General features: G+C 57.8%; 18 protein-coding genes and 1 pseudogene. 10 read left to right on the top strand and 9 right to left on the bottom strand.

From position 1 onward, the window contains the following. Positions 1-41: 41 nt before the first annotated feature. From ACKFRT_RS08615 to ACKFRT_RS08600, 4 genes and pseudogenes are all read left to right on the top strand, one after another. Positions 42-704, top strand: a complete 663-nt coding sequence (locus ACKFRT_RS08615) for an RNA polymerase sigma factor (protein WP_408925002.1) — start codon at positions 42-44, stop codon at positions 702-704. A 38-nt stretch (positions 705-742) separates the two neighbouring features. Then, positions 743-1789, top strand: a complete 1047-nt coding sequence (gene trxB / locus ACKFRT_RS08610) for a thioredoxin-disulfide reductase (protein WP_408925001.1) — start codon at positions 743-745, stop codon at positions 1787-1789. 121 nt (positions 1790-1910) lie between these two features. Then, complete coding sequence (gene trxA, locus ACKFRT_RS08605) at positions 1911-2234, top strand: thioredoxin (protein ID WP_296215895.1); 324 nt, start codon at positions 1911-1913, stop codon at positions 2232-2234. Between the two features lie 161 nt (positions 2235-2395). Beyond that, positions 2396-3584: pseudogene (locus tag ACKFRT_RS08600) on the top strand (N-acetylmuramoyl-L-alanine amidase). Here ACKFRT_RS08600 and ACKFRT_RS08595 read toward each other — a convergent pair. The 9 genes from ACKFRT_RS08595 to rpmH all read right to left on the bottom strand — a co-directional run bounded on the left by ACKFRT_RS08595 (position 3558) and on the right by rpmH (position 10805). Further along, entirely contained in the window at positions 3558-4376 is an 819-nt protein-coding gene (locus tag ACKFRT_RS08595; protein ID WP_296215897.1) for a hypothetical protein, read from the bottom strand. The pseudogene ACKFRT_RS08600 and the gene ACKFRT_RS08595 sit on opposite strands and share 27 nt — an antisense overlap. 202 nt (positions 4377-4578) lie before the next feature. Beyond that, complete coding sequence (locus tag ACKFRT_RS08590) at positions 4579-5160, bottom strand: nitroreductase family protein (RefSeq protein ID WP_408925000.1); 582 nt, start codon at positions 5158-5160, stop codon at positions 4579-4581. A 53-nt stretch (positions 5161-5213) separates the two neighbouring features. Continuing rightward, on the bottom strand, positions 5214-6491 hold the full coding sequence (locus ACKFRT_RS08585; RefSeq protein ID WP_296215931.1) for a ParB/RepB/Spo0J family partition protein: 1278 nt from the start codon (positions 6489-6491) through the stop codon (positions 5214-5216). A 227-nt stretch (positions 6492-6718) separates the two neighbouring features. Then, positions 6719-7660 (bottom strand): ParA family protein, encoded by a 942-nt coding sequence (locus ACKFRT_RS08580; RefSeq protein ID WP_408924999.1) that lies wholly within the window; start codon positions 7658-7660, stop codon positions 6719-6721. 266 nt (positions 7661-7926) lie between these two features. Further along, complete coding sequence (gene rsmG, locus ACKFRT_RS08575; RefSeq protein WP_296215903.1) at positions 7927-8595, bottom strand: 16S rRNA (guanine(527)-N(7))-methyltransferase RsmG; 669 nt, start codon at positions 8593-8595, stop codon at positions 7927-7929. A 245-nt stretch (positions 8596-8840) separates the two neighbouring features. After that, on the bottom strand, positions 8841-9815 hold the full coding sequence (yidC, locus tag ACKFRT_RS08570) for a membrane protein insertase YidC (protein WP_296215904.1): 975 nt from the start codon (positions 9813-9815) through the stop codon (positions 8841-8843). An 85-nt stretch (positions 9816-9900) separates the two neighbouring features. Continuing rightward, complete coding sequence (yidD, locus tag ACKFRT_RS08565; RefSeq protein ID WP_296215906.1) at positions 9901-10143, bottom strand: membrane protein insertion efficiency factor YidD; 243 nt, start codon at positions 10141-10143, stop codon at positions 9901-9903. 43 nt (positions 10144-10186) lie between these two features. Beyond that, positions 10187-10576 (bottom strand): ribonuclease P protein component, encoded by a 390-nt coding sequence (gene rnpA / locus ACKFRT_RS08560; protein WP_408924998.1) that lies wholly within the window; start codon positions 10574-10576, stop codon positions 10187-10189. An 85-nt stretch (positions 10577-10661) separates the two neighbouring features. Then, positions 10662-10805, bottom strand: a complete 144-nt coding sequence (rpmH, locus tag ACKFRT_RS08555) for a 50S ribosomal protein L34 (protein ID WP_005292556.1) — start codon at positions 10803-10805, stop codon at positions 10662-10664. A 797-nt stretch (positions 10806-11602) separates the two neighbouring features. Between rpmH and dnaA the strand changes: the two genes are divergently transcribed. The 6 genes from dnaA to ACKFRT_RS08525 all read left to right on the top strand — a co-directional run bounded on the left by dnaA (position 11603) and on the right by ACKFRT_RS08525 (position 20075). Then, a complete protein-coding gene (gene dnaA / locus ACKFRT_RS08550; protein ID WP_408924997.1) occupies positions 11603-13366 on the top strand; it encodes a chromosomal replication initiator protein DnaA in 1764 nt (587 codons plus the stop codon). A 593-nt stretch (positions 13367-13959) separates the two neighbouring features. Beyond that, complete coding sequence (gene dnaN, locus ACKFRT_RS08545) at positions 13960-15144, top strand: DNA polymerase III subunit beta (protein WP_296215911.1); 1185 nt, start codon at positions 13960-13962, stop codon at positions 15142-15144. A gap of 24 nt (positions 15145-15168) precedes the next feature. After that, positions 15169-16410, top strand: coding sequence for a DNA replication/repair protein RecF (gene recF, locus ACKFRT_RS08540; protein ID WP_296215913.1), 1242 nt, complete (start codon positions 15169-15171; stop codon positions 16408-16410). Then, the gene (locus tag ACKFRT_RS08535; RefSeq protein WP_296215915.1) at positions 16400-16927 is read left to right on the top strand and encodes a DUF721 domain-containing protein; all 528 of its coding nucleotides are present in this window, start codon (positions 16400-16402) and stop codon (positions 16925-16927) included. Before recF ends, ACKFRT_RS08535 begins: the two co-directional genes overlap by 11 nt. A gap of 112 nt (positions 16928-17039) precedes the next feature. Then, positions 17040-19064: a DNA topoisomerase (ATP-hydrolyzing) subunit B gene (gene gyrB / locus ACKFRT_RS08530; protein ID WP_408924996.1), complete on the top strand. Its 2025-nt coding sequence runs from the start codon at positions 17040-17042 to the stop codon at positions 19062-19064. 9 nt (positions 19065-19073) lie between these two features. Further along, positions 19074-20075, top strand: coding sequence for an alpha/beta fold hydrolase (locus ACKFRT_RS08525; protein WP_408924995.1), 1002 nt, complete (start codon positions 19074-19076; stop codon positions 20073-20075). Positions 20076-20164 lie beyond the last annotated feature (89 nt).

Raw genomic sequence — 20164 nt, 5'->3', positions numbered from 1 at the left:
AGTTTTCGAACCCACAACCCGCCCTTCAAAGAATAAAGTGTGTGGCACGGGGGCAGCTTGGCTCCCGAAGACACACTAGGGGGAAGATGATGCTGGGGGCGTCACAAAGAAAAAGGGATAACAGACGGCCAGTGCAACAGACCGACCATGAGTTACTGGTCGGGCACAACGAGGGGCAGCCCGGTGCGTTTCGCGAGCTGATTGATCGGCATCAGCGCACGCTGTGGTGGGCGGTGCGGCGCGTGAACGTGCCCGAGGCGCATCAGATGGACGTTTACCAAGAAGGTTTGCTGCGCGTGCACCGCTTCGCCGCGCGCTTCAACGGCGAACGGTCAGCGAGCGTGGGCACCTGGATGGCCACGATCATGCGCAACGCGGCGCTGTCCTACATGCAGCGCTACAACCGCGAGGCGCAGCCAGGCCGCGAAGATTTCAGCGAGCGTACGCGCGCTCTACCGGCGCGGGGGATGCGGGAGGAGACAACCGTCGCGCGGCTGGACGTACACCGCAGCCTGCGGCAACTCTCGCCCGAAATGCGCTCCGTGGTAGTGCTAACAGAAATTCGAGGGTTCAGCGAGGCTACCGCGGCCGAACAGTTAGGGATTCCCGTGGGAACTGTGAAGTCGCGGAAGAACCGGGCGAAGCGCATGATGTACGAGCATCTCGGCGGGGCAGAGGAATACGGCATGGCCGTGGCCGGTTAGACTGGGGTGAACAACATCTTCGACCTCAAAGGACAAACATGAACCAGCCATTCCTGCAGGCCAGCGGTATTCTCAACAGCGATTCGAAGGGTGTCGCGGGCGCAGATGATGCACTTGGCGCCGGTAGCGCCAGTAGTGCGGATGGTGCTTCCAACGCGGCGGCGGGCAAGGTTCACGACGTCATCATTATCGGCTCCGGCCCGGCGGGCTACACCGCTGCGGTCTACGCCGCCCGCGCCGAGCTGAACCCGGTGGTTTTCGAGGGCGTGGAGTACGGCGGTCTGCTGATGCAGACCACCGAGGTGGAAAACTTCCCCGGCTTCCAGAAGGGCATTATGGGCCCGGATCTTATGGAAGAGATGCGCGCGCAGGCCGAGCGTTTCGGTGCTGACCTGCGCCAGGAGGAGGTCGAGAAGGTAGACCTTTCCGGCGAGATCAAGAAGGTGTGGGCCTACGGCGAGGAGTACCAAGCACGTGCAGTGATCCTGGCTACCGGTGCGGCACCGCGCTACCTGAACGTCCCGGGCGAGCAGGAACTGCTGGGTCGCGGCGTATCCGCCTGCGCAACCTGCGATGGTTTCTTCTTTAAGGACAAGCAGATCGCCGTGATTGGAGGCGGCGACTCCGCGATGGAGGAGGCCGACTTCCTAACGAAGTTCGGCGAGACCGTCACTATCATCCACCGCCGCGACGAGTTCCGCGCCTCCAAGATCATGGAGGAGCGCGCGCGCAACAACCCGAAGATCAAGTTCCTGACCAACGCGAAGGTCGTGGAAGTCCAGGGCGAGAAGGCCGTGGAGACCCTGGTGGTGGAAGATACGCAGACCGGCGAGCGCCAGGACGTCGCGATGGATGCCATGTTCGTCGCCATCGGCCACGACCCACGCACTACGGTGTTCGAAGGCCAGGTGGAGCTGCAGGACAACGGCTACGTGAAGGTCGATGAGCCCTCCACCCGCACCAGCCTGCCTGGCGTGTTTGCCGCGGGCGACCTGGTGGATTCCCACTATCAGCAGGCCATTACCGCTGCTGGCTCCGGATGCCGCGCTGCCCTCGACGCAGAGGCTTACCTGGCCACCCTGTAACGGATCGGACACGTTCGGTCACCGTTAGGTAACTTTCGCCGTTCGGGCATAAACTGTCTACACGTTGAAGGGTAACCTCTAACTTAAGAAAAGCGTCTCAACCAGGAGGTTCGTCGCCACTATGTCCGACATCATGAACGTTACCCAGGCCACTTTCAAGTCCGAGGTCGTCGAGGCCGACCAGCCTGTTCTGGTGGACTTTTGGGCCGAATGGTGCCGCCCTTGCTTAGCTATGGCACCCATTCTCGACGAGCTGGCTGCCGAGTTCGATGGCAAGGCGAAGATCGCCAAGGTGAACGTCGATGAGGAACGGATGTTGGGTGCCATGTTCCAAGTGATGTCTATTCCCGCCCTCATGGTCTTCAAGGACGGCGAGAAGGTCGCGGAATTTACCGGCGCCCAGGATGGCGACACGCTGCGCGCTGCCATCGAATCGCAGCTATAGGGAGCCTTAAACACGCCTGACCTGCATTTAACGCGGATCGGCAGATTTGTCCCTAGAATTGCAGCTATAAATTGCCGCTGTTGATGGGCTTAAAAATATGTGACCTGTGTCACAGTGACTATAGTTTCACGGTAGCGAAAAGAAACGGAGTGTTGAACCCAGTGGATCGTTTGCTTCTCCACGTCGGCGACCGCAGCCCGCGCGTCGCCGAGGTCCGCGGCACCTTGGCTCGCCTAGGGTTGCTGGAAGGATACGAGGGGGATACGACCGGCAGTAAATCACAGCGCTGGACCAGCGAGGAAGAAGTGTTCGACGAGGGGTTGGCCGAGGCCCTCAAAGCGTTCCAGCAGCAGCGCGGCATTATCGCCGATGGTGCAATTACCCCGGGCACGCTGCGCGCACTGCGCGAGGCTTCCTACACGTTGGGGGCCCGTGTGCTCTCGCTGCAGAGCAACCAATTCGTCGGCGACGACGTAGCGCAGTTGCAAACGCAGCTCCACGACCTCGGCTTCTACACCAGTCGCGTAGATGGCCACTTCGGCCCACGTACCCACTCCGCCGTGGTGAACTATCAGCTGAACTACGGGCTAACGAACGATGGTGTGGTTGGCCCGGACACGCTGCGAGCCCTGTCCTACCTAGGCAGAAGGATTACTGGGGGTTCCCCACAATCTATTCGCGAAAAGGAACAGATCCGTTCTGCGGGCCCACAGCTGAATGGCAAGCGCGTGGTGATCGATCCGGGTCTCGGTGGCTCAAATAAGGGATTTACCGTGGACGGACCCTACGGACGGATTTCCGAAGAGGAGATCCTATGGGATCTCAGCCGGCAGGGTAGAGGGCCGCATGATTGCCGCGGGAATGGAAACTATTTTGTCCCGCCCACGATCGGCAAACCCTACAAATCAAGATCGCGCTAACATTGCCAATGCTTTCGGGGCGGACGTCATGATCAGCCTTCGCGCCGACATTTACCCCAATGAGAAGGCGAACGGGGCGGCAACCTTCTACTTCGGCTCGCTGACTGGTTACTCGTCCATGGTGGGCGAGAAGCTGTCCGGCTTTATCCAGCGCGAGATTGTGGCTCGTACCCCTTTGCAAAACTGCTTCAACCACGGACAGACCTGGGACATCTTGCGCTTGACTAGCATGCCGACGGTGCAGGTTGTTCCGGGCTACTTGACCAGCCCGAAGGACGTACAGATCCTCAGTGATCCTGCGATGCGCGATACCATCGCCGAGGCGATTGTTGTGGCCGTGAAGCGCCTCTACTTGCTGGACAAGGATGTACACGCCACCGGCACCTTTAGCTTCGTGGAGCTGCTACAGGAGGAGCTTCCGAACAAGTAGGTTGGTCACCGGGCTAGGCGTGCTGGTGCCCTGGTTTCCGCCGATTACTGTAGTTAGTCTCTCCGGTCCATTGACCTGCTCGTGGTCTTCCTCCGCGAACTTGCCGAAGAGGGACTGACGGCCGTTAATCTCAAAGCGATACCGGGGGAAGCGCCGGTGGTGCTTCACCACCTTGAAGCCTTCCGCCTCCAATATGTCCTCGGAGAGCATGGGGGCGGTCTCTAGAGCATTTCGATCGCCGGCTAGGTTTTCCGCTGCGGTCTTCCACCCCCGATAGGACTCAGGTATGTACTTGAGGGAATCCAGCGGATTGTCGTCCAACTGTGTGTCAACGCCTTCGTCCAGATCTTCTACCCGCGCAAACGCTTCGACCGCTTTCACGCCGCGCCGATTTGCCTCCGTCAGTACAGTGTCAATCAGCTGATGCTCCAGATAGAGCCCCATATACGGTACCGCCACATGCACCGTGCTCAGCAGGATCGCGTCCGGAGATAGGGGAGCAGTCGGCAGGTTGTCGATGCCCTGCATGTAGCGGGACGGAGCAAAGAAGACTGTGGCAGCTGGTACCGGACGGGTTCCCGCGTCTCCCGTTCCGACGAAGGCTGTGTAGCCGCAGATTCCCCATTCCATCAGGACGTTCTGGAGCCAGACTTGCTTGTCGAAGACCGGATCGCAGTGTTGCCCCGCTCCCGGCTTGTAACCAGGCGGGAACGCCCAGAAAGTGGAGGCCGCCGCGCTCGCCTCCAGATCCTCGGAGCGCTGTGGAGTGATCGCTCGGATACTAACTTCCATCGGCGCTCCTTTCCTCGGTTTTCGCCTGGGTTGCCCACATGGCCGTATTTGCAGGCTATGTGCGCTGATAGTGCCCCGTAGTCATCTACGAAGATCCTATAGCGCTCATTCTTGTACCGTTGGAAAATGGACTAGTTTTTCTACGAAAAGCCCCCGATGTTTCACGTGAAACATCGGGGGTTCCGATCCGGCACATTATTGCTTAGTAGTGATTTTCTACGCGACGGTTAGCAGCGCGGCCGGGGTGGGCAGGCGTCTCATCGGGGTAACCAGCCGCCACGACAAGCGCGACCGAACGATCGTCGCGCCCTTCGAGGCCGATTGCCTTCTTCACGCCATCTTCGTCCCAGCCGGTGGTAGGAGAGGTCCCCAGTCCCTGCTCTTGCGCAGACAAGAGGAGGAATCCAGCGACCAGCATTGCATCCCGAATTCCGATCTCGCGCAACTTTTCAGGGGAGGCCGAACCGTTGAATCCCTTGACCTTCTCGGTTAGCTCTGCACCCAAGATCTCTTCCGCATCCTCGGGGACAACCGCCGAACGGCCGACAACGACGAAAACGATCGGTGCGTCCAGGAACTGCTGCTGGCCGGAAGCATCGAAAATCGCCTGCTTTACGTCTTGATCCTGGATCACAACCAGATCGCGCATCTGTGCGTTGAAGGCACTAGGTGCCTCCAATGCATTTTCGACAATTGTATCCACAACATCGGCAGGTACCGCCTTGGGTAGATACTTACGGGTAGCACGGCGACTAGCGATAGCGTCACTTACGCTGAGGGACATATCAACTCTTCCTACTCATTGGGTATCGATCTCGATGGGCATCGATCAGTTGTCTAGTGTTTTTTGAACTTCAGAAGCTCAATAATCCGGTCAAAGTCGTCCGGTCCACCGAACTCAACAACGATCTTGCCCTTTTTCTTCCCCATCTGAACAGAAACCTTAGTATCCAATGCGTCGGCCGCATTATCTACCCAGGTAGAGACCTCCTCTGGCAGCTGTTGAGGCTGGCGCGCGTTCGCATTTGAATCGGACGAGCCCTTGTCACCACGGTTAAGCAGCGTCACCGCTTCCTCCGTTGCGCGCACACTCAACCCTTCGCTAACCACGCGGTTAGCCAACTTCTCTTGTTCGTCGGCTCCCGACTTCAAGCCCAGCAGGGCGCGCGCGTGACCAGCACTAAGCACGCCGGCGCCAACTCTTCGCTGTACCGCCACGGGCAATTGAAGCAAGCGAATCATATTGGTAATCAGAGGGCGGGAGCGGCCGATTTTCTTTGCAAGCTGCTCTTGAGTTACCCCAAATTCTTCCATCAGTTGCTGATAAGCGGCAGCCTCTTCTAGCGGGTTCAGCTGAACACGGTGAATGTTCTCAAGTAAGGCATCCCGCAGCATCTCGTTATCGGCGGTCTCTCGCACAATGGCGGGAATAACCTCGAAACCGGCCCGCCCAGCCGCGCGAAGGCGGCGCTCACCCATAATTAGCTCATAGGTAGAGTCCCCGTCCGGAGCCATGCGAACCACGATCGGCTGCATAAGCCCGAATTCCTTGAGGGAGTGCACCAATTCTTGCAAAGCGTCTTCGTCGAATACCTCGCGAGGTTGCTTCGCGTTAGTGCGGATAGAGTCGAGCGGAATTTCTTGGTACGTAGCCCCAAATTCGCCTGACGATGTTTCACGTGAAACATTCGCTTCATTATCGCCAACCGAGCGAACCATGGAAGGGTCAGCGTCCGCACGGTGCTCATCGATCCCATGCGAGAGCGTTCCGTCACTGTGACGTTTCGAGGCCATACCCGAGGTACCCTCAGTCTCGGCTCCATGCGCGCTATTTTGTCCTTCGAACTTATGCGTTGCATCAGACATTGATTCTGACGAAGAGCGCGGAGGCCGTACGACGCTTAATGAAGCCTTCGACTTCGCATCTGCTGTGGATGCTTCCTCTACGGCGCCAGCCCGTTGCGAGCTAGCTCCGTTACCCGATCCGTTCCCCAGAACGATATCCGCAGCGCCGTCCCCCAGGGAAGGACGTGCAGGACCAGACGGGATCAACGACGCAAGCCCGCGGCCAAGACCACCACGACGAGTATTCCCTACAGCAGTGGGAGAGGGCATCTGTGGCTTCCGAGAACTTCCCGTCGTGCGACTCGCTCCAAGAGCCTGGCTTGCCTCCGAATTGGCTGCGTTCTCCTCGTGGCTAGGTTTGTAGCTCGGCAATGAGGGCTTCTGCTTCTTCGATGAGATTGACGACTCCGGAGATTGAATCTCCACGTTTTCTGCCTTCTTCTCAGCTTTGGAAGCCTTCTTAGAAGATTTGATATCGCCTTTATTGTTTTTACCCACTATTCAACACCCCCATCATGTAATTCAGGGGCAATCCCAATTGGGGCAGTTTCGGCGCTCGGCAGATAATCGCCACGCTGCGCAAACTCCTTCGCCGCATCGTAATAGGCAAGTGCACCGGGCGCTCCGCCGTCGTACTGCAGAACGGTCATGTTATAGCTCGGCGCTTCAGACACCTTTACGTTACGTGGAATGTGGTTATCCAGTACCACAGATCCGAAGTGCGTACGCACGTCGTCGCTAACATTCTGCGATAGGCGCGTACGACCATCATACATGGTCAATAGAACGCCTGAAATGTGAAGGTTTTGGTTCAGGTTCACGCGTATCATCGCGATGTTGTCAATCAACTGGCTCACACCTTCGAGCGCATAATACTCACACTGAATGGGGATAAGCACCTCGTCGACGGCGACCATAGCGTTAATTGTCAACAAACCCAGAGACGGCGGGCAGTCAATAAACACATAATCAAAACCGTGCTCTTCAAGCCATTCGTCGCTTATCGCATTAAGCAACCTATATTCACGACGAACCTCATTCACCAGATTGATCTCCGCACCAGCCAGGTCGATAGTGGCGGGTACGCAGAATATGTTTTCGTTCTCGTCGTTGGTCTGCATCACCTCGTTCACGGTCATCTCATTGAGAAGCACTTCGTAGGAAGAGGGCGTACCGGCGTGGTGTACAGCATTAAGCGCTGTAGAGGCGTTTCCTTGCGGATCTAGGTCGATCACAAGCACCTTCATTCCCAGCAGGGAAAGCGACCACGCCAGATTTACGGTTGAGGTGGTCTTACCCACGCCACCCTTCTGGTTCGCGATGGTTATTTTCCTGCACTTCTCCGGCCGCGGAAGTTTGTTCCGATTAGGGTTCTTCAAACGCGCGGCCTGTTGCGCGGCGCGTGCGATGGGGGTTTCATCCATGTCGAATTTCGACATCTACATCCAATCCTAAAATCGAAGACCGATGTTTCACGTGAAACATTGGGGTGTACGTAAAGAATAATGCAGCCTGCAAGAGGCCACAACGAGAGCCAACACTGGTACGCGTCCTGCTACAGCGCCAACTACATCCACCGGTGTTCGTTCAACGGAAGGAATCCTACGCAATTCCCAAGTAGGCACAGCCCAAACGGTTCAAGCGTACCGAACATAGCCGAAGGCATAGCGCCAAAAACCTAGACAGTGTGAGCGGAGGCAACTGACTACTTAATCCGCGGAATAGTAATCACATGGGTCGGCTCAGAAACTTTAGACTCACCCACCAGCTGAATGGTTCCCTGCCCTCCACCGGCCTTGCGGATCTCCTTCGAATCGCGTTCCAGCTCCTCGGCGACAGAACCACCTTTTAGCGCCTTCATAGCGCCGCCCACCCGCACGAGTGGCAGCGACCAGCGGGCGAGCTTGCCCAGCGGAGCTACCGCACGAGAGGTCACCACGTCAGCCCCACCGATCGCCTTCACAACATCGGCCTCCTCAGCGCGACCGCGTACGACCTCACAGCCCAACTCGAGGCGGTCACTGATCTCGGAGAGAAAGTTATACCGTCGAAGCAGCGGCTCTAGTAACTGGATGTGAAGATCTGGACGGGCGATGGCCAGAGGAATACCGGGTAGGCCGGCGCCGGAACCCACGTCGATAACTCGACTGCCATCCTCGATAACCTCGCCCAGTACTGCGGAATTTAGTACGTGGCGCTCCCAAATACGTGGGACTTCGCGCGGGCCGAGCAAACCTCTCTCAATGCCGGCGGTAGCCAGAAACTCGGCGTACTCCCGAGCGAGGGGAAGCCGATCACCAAAGACGTTGTCGGCAGCCGCTGGTGGTTCGCCAAGTGTGGGGCTTTGGCTATAAAGATCGTCTTGATTAGCCATCTAGACACTCCTTAAAGGGTCGGAGTTAAGGGCAATGTTTCACGTGAAACCCTGCAAACCGTTTCACGTGAAACATTCGACTACGAGTACCTAGCTCATTCTATAGGCCGCGCGACTCGGCGCAGCACCCGAGTAGGAACCCCGAGATAAAACAAAAACCAAAGAACCGCCACAAAGACAAAAGAACCGCCACCAAGAGGGTGACGGTTCTCAGGGTTGAAAGGTTCTGATGCAGCGAACTCAGATTACTTCCGCTTCTTACCCTTCTTCTTCGGATTGTCAGGTCGAGCGCCCACCTTGGGGGCAGAAGTGCGCTTAGCGGCGGCCACAGCCTCCTTTTCGGCCTCCTCTTCAGCATCCATCTTCTTGTAAAGGAAGAACTGCTGTAGGTACGACCACGTCATGTTGGTGACCATGTAGAGAGCAAGACCCACCTGCCATGCGAAACCACCCAAGAGATACAAAACAGGCATAAACCACAGCATCATCTTCTGCATCATGTCCATCTGCATCTGGGTCTGCTGAGCCTTTGCATCATTTGCCTTAATCGGGTTCTCCGCGCGGCGTTTAGCCGCACGGTCCATAGACATACGAGCAGAGAAGTGCATCAGCACAGAAGCAACAAGCATCATCGGAACGACAACCAGGATGATGTTCGTGCGAGTGAAATCCACAACACCGTCCGCCGAGAAAGCGCGGTAGTTATTTGGATCCATGGAGATAAAGCCTGACAGGGGAGTGCCGAAGATTCGAGCGTCCAGGAAGGACTGAACCTCGTCCACACCGAAGAAGTAGTTCGGGGTGTTTCGGGTCTCCTCGACCGACATGCCCAGCTGGCCAATGCCCTCACCCGTGCGGTTGAACGAACGCAGCACGTGGAACAGGCCCAAGAAGATCGGCATCTGAACCAGCATCGGCAAGCAGGAAGCCAGCGGATTAACTCCCATTTCCTTCTGCAGCTTGCGCATTTCGACAGCCAGGGTCTGGCGATCGTTTTTGTACTTGCGTTGCAGCTCCTGCATCTTCGGCTGCATTTCTTGCATCTTGCGGGACGAGCGCAGCTGATTGGCCATCGGCTTCACCAAAAGAATACGAATGGTGAACACGAGGAACATGATCGCTAGCGCCCACGTGATACCCGAATCCGGGCTGAGGACGTAGCTGAACAGCCTATGCCAGAACCACAAAACGCCGGACACTGGATAATAAATAAAATCCATGGCGACTCGAGGTTTCTCCTGAAATCAAACGTGTATGGCTCGTACGACCGGCGCCGCCGAAAGTACATTTTTTAATGTGAACGGACTAACGGTGCCGCCTGCCCCACGAGCACAGGGGACGACGAGGCGGGACTGGATCCCAACCTCCCGGATGCCACGGCCCACAGCGGGCCAAACGACCTAGCGTGAGCACTGACCCCTTAATCAGACCGTGACGGCCAATAGCGATTAAGGCGTAATTACTACACGTAGGTTCAAAACGGCACGTTGGCCCCATTTTAAGGGGTGAAACATAACTTTGGTAACCAAGGATGAATCGGCGAGCCATCCGGGCACCGAATCCCCGTTTCCGGGGTGCGTGAGAGCAAGACTCATCGGGAGAGTGCTCGTCGGATGCAGCTGCGCACATCCCCGATCAACTCCTCAACGCTCGCACTAGCGCTCTTCGGTAAAGCACGAATCACCACACATGTGCCGGCTGGAAAGTCGAGCTCGCCTTCCTCCAAAACAGCGCGGAAGGCGTGCCGCAGTTTCCGAGAGGTATTATGTCTGGCCACTGCGTTACCCACGGCCTTGGAAACAACAAGCCCCATACGTGGACCTGCCGTGGCCCCCTCCTGTAGCGGCACGGCAAGCTCCTCTGCCCGCGCGCCCCCCACTAAAACATGAACCACCACGGTGCGGCTGCCCTTCTTCCGACCCTTCCGTATCGTCTGCCCAAATAAGGCAGTCGACCGAAGCCGGTGCTGGGGAGCTAGCACTGTGGTGGCTCTTTCTTATTTATTGACGCCCCTACGACAATCCACCCCAAAGCAATTGGGGTGGAGGGGGACGTCTACGCCTAAGTTAGGCGGTCAGGGACTTGCGACCCTTGTTGCGACGTGCGGAAACGATGGCACGGCCGGCGCGGGTGCGCATGCGGGTACGGAAACCGTGCACGCGTGCACGACGACGGTTGTTGGGCTGGAAAGTACGCTTGCCCTTGGCCACGGTACTTCACTCCTTAACTTTCGCTAGCAGCAGACGCACCGCACGCGGCAACAGCAAAAGACCAGCGTATCCAAGGCTGGGATCATCGCTTAGGCCAGCGGCGCGCCCACAAATTTAAGTGGACAGTTGCACCGGCAATGTCCAGGAAGACTCGAGCCGGTACCAGAGGCACCCGATAGGCAGCGTGGTGAACTGCTGCCGTACGTGGGTTGCCATAGACGACTCAAGGATACGTGGTGTGACGGAAGTTATCCAAATTTTAGACAGACTTTTCCCTCCATAGCTGTAGGAATTTACGGATAACTAGAGGTCGATGGCTGGAACGAAGCAGCTCCCCGCCCTGGGAAACCCAAAACGATTATGAAGCCGTAAAGGTTGGAATCGAGTTCGTCAAATACGTAAACCACTTGTGGAAAACTCACTCACCCCCAAACTTTAAACCTTTACTTTAATCATCGTCTCCGCAGGTAGAAAGCATTTATGCGCTTCAATTAGAGTTATCCACAAGGAGCCTGTACCTTGGGGATAACATGTGAAGAGAAGTTATCCACAGGTGTGTATAACCGTGTGGATACGCAGGATAAGCGGCGTTTCGGACTGTGTACGAGGCCGTGAACAACGTCCAAACAACACGGAGGTGTGGACCACCCACGGTTTAGCCATCGTTAACCTCTCGGCCACCCCCGTATTCCTGGGAAATGCCACGAGGAATGTTTGCACGCCTCTCATCACGCCGCCCCAAGACAGCCTTGTAACCAACAACCCTTCTAGAGACACCCAACCCAGCCTGGAATTCTATGAGCAACTCGAACTTCTCCATCGAGGAACACTTCCCCGACATGTGGGATGCCATCATGCACGACTGGCTAGCCGATAGTTCGTCGGCCAACCCGGATCCGGATCTCCCGACGATTTCCCCGAAGCAGCGATCACTGCTGCGCAAGGTTAAGCCGGTAGGCCTCATGGGGCGAATCGTTGTGCTCGAAACTCCTAACAAGTGGACAAAGGAGTCGATCGAAAAAGACCTGATCGATCCCATCAAGCATGTCCTCAAAACTCGTCTGGATCTCGCCGTCAGCCTGGCCATTACCAGTACCAATGGGGAAGCCGCAGAGGAAAGCTCCAGCGAGGCCGAACGCGATGGCTCCGATGCTGGGGTTCCAAGCGATTCCGACGAGGGGGCGCTTGAAAGACGATCCGTAGCCACCGCCGACGATCTATCGAGTTCACAAGTAGAAGCGCTAGTCAACAAGGCCGAACAGAAGGACGACACAGCGCGCAAAGACGACACAGCGCGCGACGGGGTTGCTGCCGCATCCGAAACCGAGGAGGAAGCAGCACAGCGCCGTCGGGAACTCGACGCCGACGAGTTCGCCGGGCAATACGCTCCAACCGAGAACCGTATTGACCCGAACCCGTCTCCGACGCCAACCCGCTGGACGAATAAGGAATCAGCGCATCGGCCAGCTCCGCGGCACCACATTCCGTCGCAACAGTCTTCGAATTTCGGTGATGGGCTCGACGGGGAATCGCTGCTGAACAAGAACTACACGTTCGATACCTTCGTCGTCGGTTCCTCCAATAACTTCGCCGCTGCCGCGTGCCGTGCCGTGGCAGAGGCGCCGGCCAAGGCGTACAACCCACTGTTTATCTGGGGCGAATCTGGGCTGGGCAAAACGCACCTCTTGCACGCGATCGGGCATTACGCCAAGGAACTGCAACCAAACATGCGCGTGAAGTACGTCAGTTCGGAGGAGCTGACAAACGACTTCATTAACTCCATCGCAAACGACACCCGCGAATCCTTCAAGCGCCGCTACCGCAATCTGGACATGCTGATTGTGGATGACATCCAGTTCCTGCAGAACAAGGAATCCACACAAGAGGAGTTCTTCCACACCTTCAATGCCCTTCACCAGGCAAACAAGCAAATCGTGTTGAGCTCCGACCGGCCGCCGCGGCAGCTGACCACGCTGGAAGATCGCTTGCGCACCCGCTTCGAGGGTGGCCTCATTACGGATGTGCAGACTCCCGACCTGGAGACGCGCATTGCGATTCTGACGAAGAAGGCGGAATCCGACAATGTGCAGCTGCCAGAAGACGTGAAGGTGCTGATCGCGAGCCGTTACGAGAAGTCGATCCGCGAACTAGACGGTGCGTTGATCCGCGTGACGGCCTACTGCGCGCTGAGCCACGAGCCACTGACTGTGGAGACTGCCGAAATCGCCCTGCGTGACATCTCTCCAGCAGACCAGGATGTGGAAATCGTCCCGCAGCACGTGATTGAGGTGGTGGCTAACTACTTCAACCTGACCACCGACGAGCTAGTTGGGAAGGGAAGAGCAAAGAAGTTTGTGCAGGCCCGACAAATCGCCATGTACCTGTGCCGCGAATTGACAGATCTTTCGCTGCCAAAGCTAGGAAGTGCGTTTGGCGGGCGCGACCACACCACCGTGATGTATGCGGAGCGCCGAGTGCGTGAGTCCCTGTCAGAGAACAAAAAGGTGTTCGATCAGGTGCAGGAACTCACACAGAAGATCAAGTCTCATGCCCGGGATTAACCCCGCCTTCGAGGACGAGCACCCCCTGGCAGTGGCCTGAGTGCCGAGTTTCCCACAGTTTTCCCCAGTTTCGCTTAGTTATCCACAGGGTACTTGGGGATAACTTGCAAGGCGCTGACCTTTGGTAGACCGAGATTCAACCAAGTTATCCACAATTCCACAATGTTTTCCACAGATGTAATTCCAAACTTGTAATTCAAGGGGTAGTGGATCGCCTAGTCGGATCACGCCCCCACAAGCATTACGTGTCGTCTGGATCACAACACACCGCGGGACTACCTGGGGAAAACTGCACCTAAGCTGGGTAAACAACAGTGGACAAGTTGTGTACAACTAGCCACGCATTCGAGTTATTCACAACCGGATTTCGTTATTCACACTCTGTCCACCAGAACATCAACACCTCAACCTATGCCGTGACGTGCATGGATTAGGGTTTGTACACAGGATCCACAACACCTACTACGACTGCTATCTCTCTAAATAAAAGGGAATAAACAGAAATAGAGCTTGTGGGTTAATCTTGATCGAGACGACATCTCGAGGCCCGTCGGGCACTCGAGAACAACGAGAGCACGGAAGTTAAATTGAGCATGGATAGCCAGACAGTGAGTTTCATTGTTCCCAAGGATGACTTCGCATCCGCCCTCGCTTGGGTAGCTCGCTCCCTGCCCAGCAAACCCACCCAGCCGATCTTGCGTGGTGTGATGATTGTCGCCGACGACGACGGCCTGGAACTTTCCGGTTTCGACCGCGAGGTATCCACCCGCGTACGCATCAATGCCGAGGTCAACGAGCCCGGCAAGATTCTAGTGGCTGGCAAGTTAGCCTCCGATATCGTCGGATCGCTGCCAAATAAGCCAATCAACATCGAGTACGACGGCACTACCGTGACTCTCAAGACTGGCAAGTCCAAGTTCGAACTTCCTGCAATGACCATCGAGGACTACCCGGTTCTGCCGGAGTTGCCGGATGTCACCGGAACTATCGATCCAAACCTCTTTGCAGAATCCATTTCCCAGGTGGCCGTGGCAGCTGGCAGAGACGATACTCTGCCGATGCTCACGGGCGTGCATGTTGAGATCGACGGCGAAAATGTCATTATGGTTGCCACCGACCGCTTCCGTCTGGCAGTCCGTAACTTCCAGTGGAACCCCGCACAAGCGGATGCGCAGGCAAAGCTGCTTATTCCAGCCCGCACTTTGGCAGACACCGCGCGCTCTATGGATCCGGCTAACACCGATCCCATCGAAATTGCCGTGGGCACCGGCGAGGACATTGGTGCAGATGGCCTGCTGGGCATCTCTACCGAGTCGCGCCACACCACCACCCGCCTGTTAGATGCGGAGTTCCCTAAGTTCCGTCCGCTACTGCCGAAGACGCACACGGCTCTGGCCAGCGTTGAGATCGCCCCGCTACAGGAGGCCATCAAGCGCGTTTCCATCGTTGCCGAACGTAATTCCCAAATTCGGATGGACTTCAAGGACAACACCGTTACCTTGTCCGCCGGTGGCAGCGATGTCGGTTCCGCAACGGAAACCCTCGACTGTGCTTTTGCCGGCGAGCCACTGGTTATTGCTTTTAACCCGAGTTACCTCAAGGAAGGCCTGGCGGCCATCCACACCCCGCGCGTCGTCTTCGGCTTCACTATGGCCTCCCGCCCGGCAATTCTGCTGCCTGACCCGGGCGAACTGCCGGAGGCAGACGCAGAGGGCAACTTTGCTACCCCGGAGACGGACTTCACCTACCTGTTGATGCCGGTGCGCCTACCGGGCTAAGCCAGAGCCGATTCTTAGCTAACCGTGTATGTTTCCAAACTTCGTCTGAGCAACTACAGGTCGTGGGAGGAACTCGACCTGCAGCTCAGCCCTGGCATCACGATTTTTTCCGGGCCCAATGGCCACGGGAAAACCAATATTGTGGAAGCACTCGGTTACCTCGCACACTTGAGCTCCCATCGCGTGAACACCGACGCAGCGCTGGTTCGGCGGGGTGAAGACATCGCTAACGTCTCCGCCACGGCCGTAAATGGCGGTCGCGAACTCACGGCACACCTGGCTATTCGTGCACGAGGATCGAATCGCGCGCACATTAACCGTGCAGCCATGAATTCACCTCGCGACCTGCTAGGAGTGGTGCGCACTACGCTATTTTCCCCGGAAGATTTGTCGCTTATTCGCGGAGAGCCCGAGCAGCGGCGGCATTTTCTGGACACGATCATGATTGCCCGTTACCCGCGGTTAGCTGCGGTAAAGGCGGATTACGACAAGGCCTTGCGGCAACGCAATGCTCTTCTGCGCCAGTCCGCATTTGCCCTGCGCCTAGTGATCGGCGCGCCGAAGGGCGCCAGCCACAACCTGTCCGAGGAGATCAAGGCCGATGCGGAGTCTGCCCTAGCCACCCTGGACGTGTGGGATAGCCAGTTGGCCGCACTTGGGGCGCAGATTATGTCGGCGCGCGTGCAGATAGTGCACGACCTCGCCCCGCACTTGCAGCGGACCTACCAGGCGCTGGCCCCCCAGTCGCGCCCCGCCCATATGTCTTACACCTCTACCATCGACGCTGAACTTGCGGAGTTGGGCATTCACCTCGGAATCAGCGAACCAGACCAGCCCACCGCACTGCTCAGCCCCGAGATCGCCGAGGCTACCTTACTGCAGGCATTTGCTACCAAACGCCCACAGGAGGTTGAACGTGGCACTACCTTGCTTGGCCCTCACCGGGATGACGTGAAGCTGATACTCGGCCACCAGCCCGCGAAAGGCTATGCGTCGCACGGTGAATCTTGGTCTTTTGCTCTTTCGCTCCGGCTTGCCGCGTTTTTTATGCAGCGCGGCGATGGGGTCGAGCCCGTCGTGATTCTCGACGATGTCTTTGCGGAGCTCGATTCTTCTCGACGCCACCACCTCGTGGACCTCATCTCCAGCGCCGAGCAAGTTCTTATTACAGCCGCGGTGGACGAAGACATTCCCGCGGCCCTACGGGATGCGGCGAAGATCTACACTATTGATGAGTTGAAGGGTGGCGAGACTCATGGCGATTGATCCGGTAGCCGAAGCTCTCGCGGCCATGAAAAAGGCTGGCGGTACTCCGCAGGCGGAGTTGCCGACGGTGGCGTCACCAAGAAAAGACAAAAAGAAAACACCTCGTAGAGCCACTAAATATAAGACCCGCATGGATGGGCGCCTGGATCGCAGTTACCGTGATCCGAAGCGTTTCGGCACGTTGATTGGGCGAGAAATTAAGCGGCAAGGTTGGCAGCAGCGCGTGAGCGTGGCGCGGATCATGAATGCGTGGCCAGAGCTGGTGGGTGACAAAATTGCAGAGCACACGCGGCCGGTGCGCTACGAGGAAGACTCGCAGATTCTGGTGATTGAATGCGACTCGACCCCTTGGACCACGCAGTTGCGGTACATGCAAACCGTGATTTTGCAGGCCATTGCTAAGCGTGCGGGCGAAGACGTGGTGGCTCAACTGCGGATCGAGGGGCCCAACATACGTCGGCCGAAGTACGGTAAGTTGCGCGTGCAGGGGCGCGGGCCGCGGGATGACTTCGGCTGATATGTGCTGGGCTGAATGGCTCGAAACGGTCTGTCTAATGGCGCCTGAAGACCTCCAACGCGCTAGAATGGGGTGGTTATTTAGGCGCGCGAGAAAAGGAGTTTGACCCACCGTGGCTGAACCACAGAAGCAGAGCGACTACGGCGCGAATTCAATTACGATCCTCGAGGGCCTGGAGGCTGTTCGCAAGCGCCCCGGTATGTACATCGGTTCCACAGGCGAGCGCGGCCTGCACCACCTGGTGTGGGAGGTTGTGGACAACTCGGTTGACGAGGCCATGGCGGGATACGCCAAGGAAGTCACCGTAACGTTGCTGGCAGACGGCGGCGTGGAGGTCATCGACGATGGCCGTGGTATTCCGGTGGAGGATCACCCAACCGGCCCCCCGACCGTGCAGGTTGTTATGACTCAGCTGCACGCGGGTGGCAAGTTCGACTCAGACTCTTACGCTGTTTCTGGTGGTCTGCACGGCGTGGGTATTTCGGTGGTCAACGCCCTGTCTACCCGCATGGAGACGGAGATTAAGCGCGATGGCTACCTGTGGCGCCAGAACTTCACCCAGGCCGTGCCCGAGGAGCTAGAGAAGGTAAAGAAGGCTCGTGGTACCGGCACGAAACAGCGCTTTTGGCCGGACCCCGAGATCTTCGAGACCGTCGAGTTCAACTTCGACACTGTGGCGAAGCGTCTGCAGGAGATGGCCTTCCTGAATAAGGGCCTCACCATCAAGCTTGTCGACGAGCGCGAGCACCTTGAGGACGAGGAAGAGCTGGAAAACGCTGCCGAGGATGCGCAGGCGCCTAAGTCCGCGGAGGAGAAGGCTGCGGAGGCTGAGAAGAAGAAGGGTCCGCGCACCCGCGTCTTCCACTACCCGGAGGGCCTGAAGGACTACGTGGCCTACATCAACCGCAAGCGCACCGCGATTCACCCGACCATCATTTCCTTCGACGTTGTCGGCGAGGATCACGAGGTCGAGGTCGCGCTGCAGTGGAACAGCGGCTTTAGCCAGTCTGTCCACACTTTCGCGAACACCATCAATACCTTCGAAGGCGGTACCCACGAGGAGGGCTTCCGCGCGGCGCTGACCTCCCTGATGAACCGTTATGCTCGCGATCACAAGCTGTTAAAGGCTAAGGATCCGAAGCTCAGTGGCGACGACGTACGTGAGGGTCTGGCGGCCGTTATCTCCGTGCGCGTGGGCGATCCGCAGTTCGAGGGCCAGACAAAGACGAAACTCGGCAACACCGAGATCAAGGGCTTCGTGCAGAAGGCCGTGAATGAGCACCTGGCCGACTGGCTGGATGCCAACCCGGCCGAGGCAAAGGCCATCATCGACAAGGCAGTGGCCTCCGCACACGCCCGCGATGCAGCTCGCAAGGCCCGCGATATGGTGCGCCGCAAGTCTGCTTCCGACATCGGCGGCTTGCCGGGCAAGCTAGCAGACTGCCGCTCGCGCGACCCGAAGCTTAGCGAGCTCTACATCGTGGAGGGTGACTCTGCAGGTGGTTCTGCGAAGTCCGGCCGCGATTCCATGTACCAGGCCATCCTGCCGCTGCGCGGCAAGATCCTGAATGTCGAGAAGGCTCGCATGGATAAGGTGTTGAAGAACAACGAAGTTCAGGCCATTATCACCGCCCTGGGTACCGGCATTCACGATGAGTTCGACATCAAGAAGCTGCGCTACCACAAGATTGTGTTGATGGCCGATGCTGACGTGGACGGCCAGCACATTGCCACCCTGCTGCTGACGCTACTGTTCCGCTTTATGCGTCCGCTGGTGGAGGAGGGCTATGTCTACCTAGCCCAGCCGCCGCTGTACAAGCTGAAGTGGGCGAAGGGCGAGCCGGGTTTTGCTTTCAGCGACCGTGAGCGCGATGAGCAGCTCGAGGAAGGTCTGGGGCAGGGCCGCAAGATCAACAAGGACGACGGTATCCAGCGCTACAAGGGTCTGGGCGAGATGAACGCTAAGGAGCTGTGGGAGACCACTATGGATCCGACGGTGCGCACCCTGCGTCGCGTGGATCTGGAGGATGCCGCTGCTGCCGACGAGATCTTCAGCGTGCTGATGGGCGATGATGTTGTGGCGCGCCGCAGCTTTATTACCAAGAACGCCCGCGACGTGCGGTTCCTTGATGTTTAATCGACTGTTGTGAGCGATCCGAAACACCAAACGAAAACCACTCGAACACAACCACGCCGCGAGCCGATCTTGCTGCCGGTGACCATGGTCGACGGCACCACGTCGCAGGTTCGCCTGTTCCTGCCCGGTACGCCGAAGGTGGGGGAGGAAGGTAGTGACGCCACCGTCTCCGGCAGTACCGCGAACCCAGCAAACAGCCCGGCAGATGCCGCGTGGGATCGTGCCCGCCCCCTGATTGTGGTCTGGCCGGGCTTTGGAATGGGTGCCCGGTATTACGACCCGATTGCGTGGGAGCTGGCTGACCGGGGCTACCCGGTGATCACCGGCGAGCTGCGTGGTCAAGGTAGTTCCACGGCTGTGGCCACCCGCAAACATCAGTGGGGCTACCATCATCTGGCCTCTGAGGATTATCCGCGAACGATCCGGGCGGCGAAGGAGACGTTGGGCGTCGATAAGAATCACCCCACGTTAATGCTTTGCCATTCGATGGGTGGGCAGATCGGCGCGCTCTTCCTTGCGCGGCCCGAAGCCGCAGAGCTGGGTGTTCGTGGGATGATGGGCGTAGGCTCCGGTACGCCTTATTACGGGGGTTTCGAGGGCAAGCAGTATCGTCGCTTGCGCTACGGAACCTACCAGATCATGCTGAATATTCTGCTGTTCGGCTACCAGCCTGCGGGCGTGTTGGATATGGCGGGTTACGGGCGCCAGTCGGGTACTCACCTGCGCGAGTGGTTCCGCTATGGGCATACGAACCGCCTGCATAAGTTAGCGGATGCGGACATGGATTATGAAGTGGCGAAGAGATCTGTGCGTATCCCGGTACTGCTGACTCGCTGTGCGAACGACGAGGACTGTCCGATGGCTTCCGCGGAGAATCTGGGTTGGGAGTTGCCCGCCGACGTGGTGCAGGTAGAGGAGCTCGATTCGCAGCTGGGGCACAACCGCTGGGCCCGGGAGCCGCAGATGGTTTCTGATCGGCTGGAGCAGTTCTTGCAGGAGATGGCGGATTAGCTAGAGCTGTGCGGCCCATGTAGTAGCTTGGGCAGGCAGCAATGGACGCCAAAAACCCGCGCCCCTTCGAATGGTGAAGAGGCGCGGGT

Source organism: Corynebacterium jamesii (assembly GCF_046097395.1).
Classification (GTDB): Bacteria; Actinomycetota; Actinomycetes; order Mycobacteriales; family Mycobacteriaceae; genus Corynebacterium.
The sequence above is the reverse complement of the archived record's forward strand: the minus strand, read 5'-3'. Positions and strand labels throughout refer to the sequence as shown.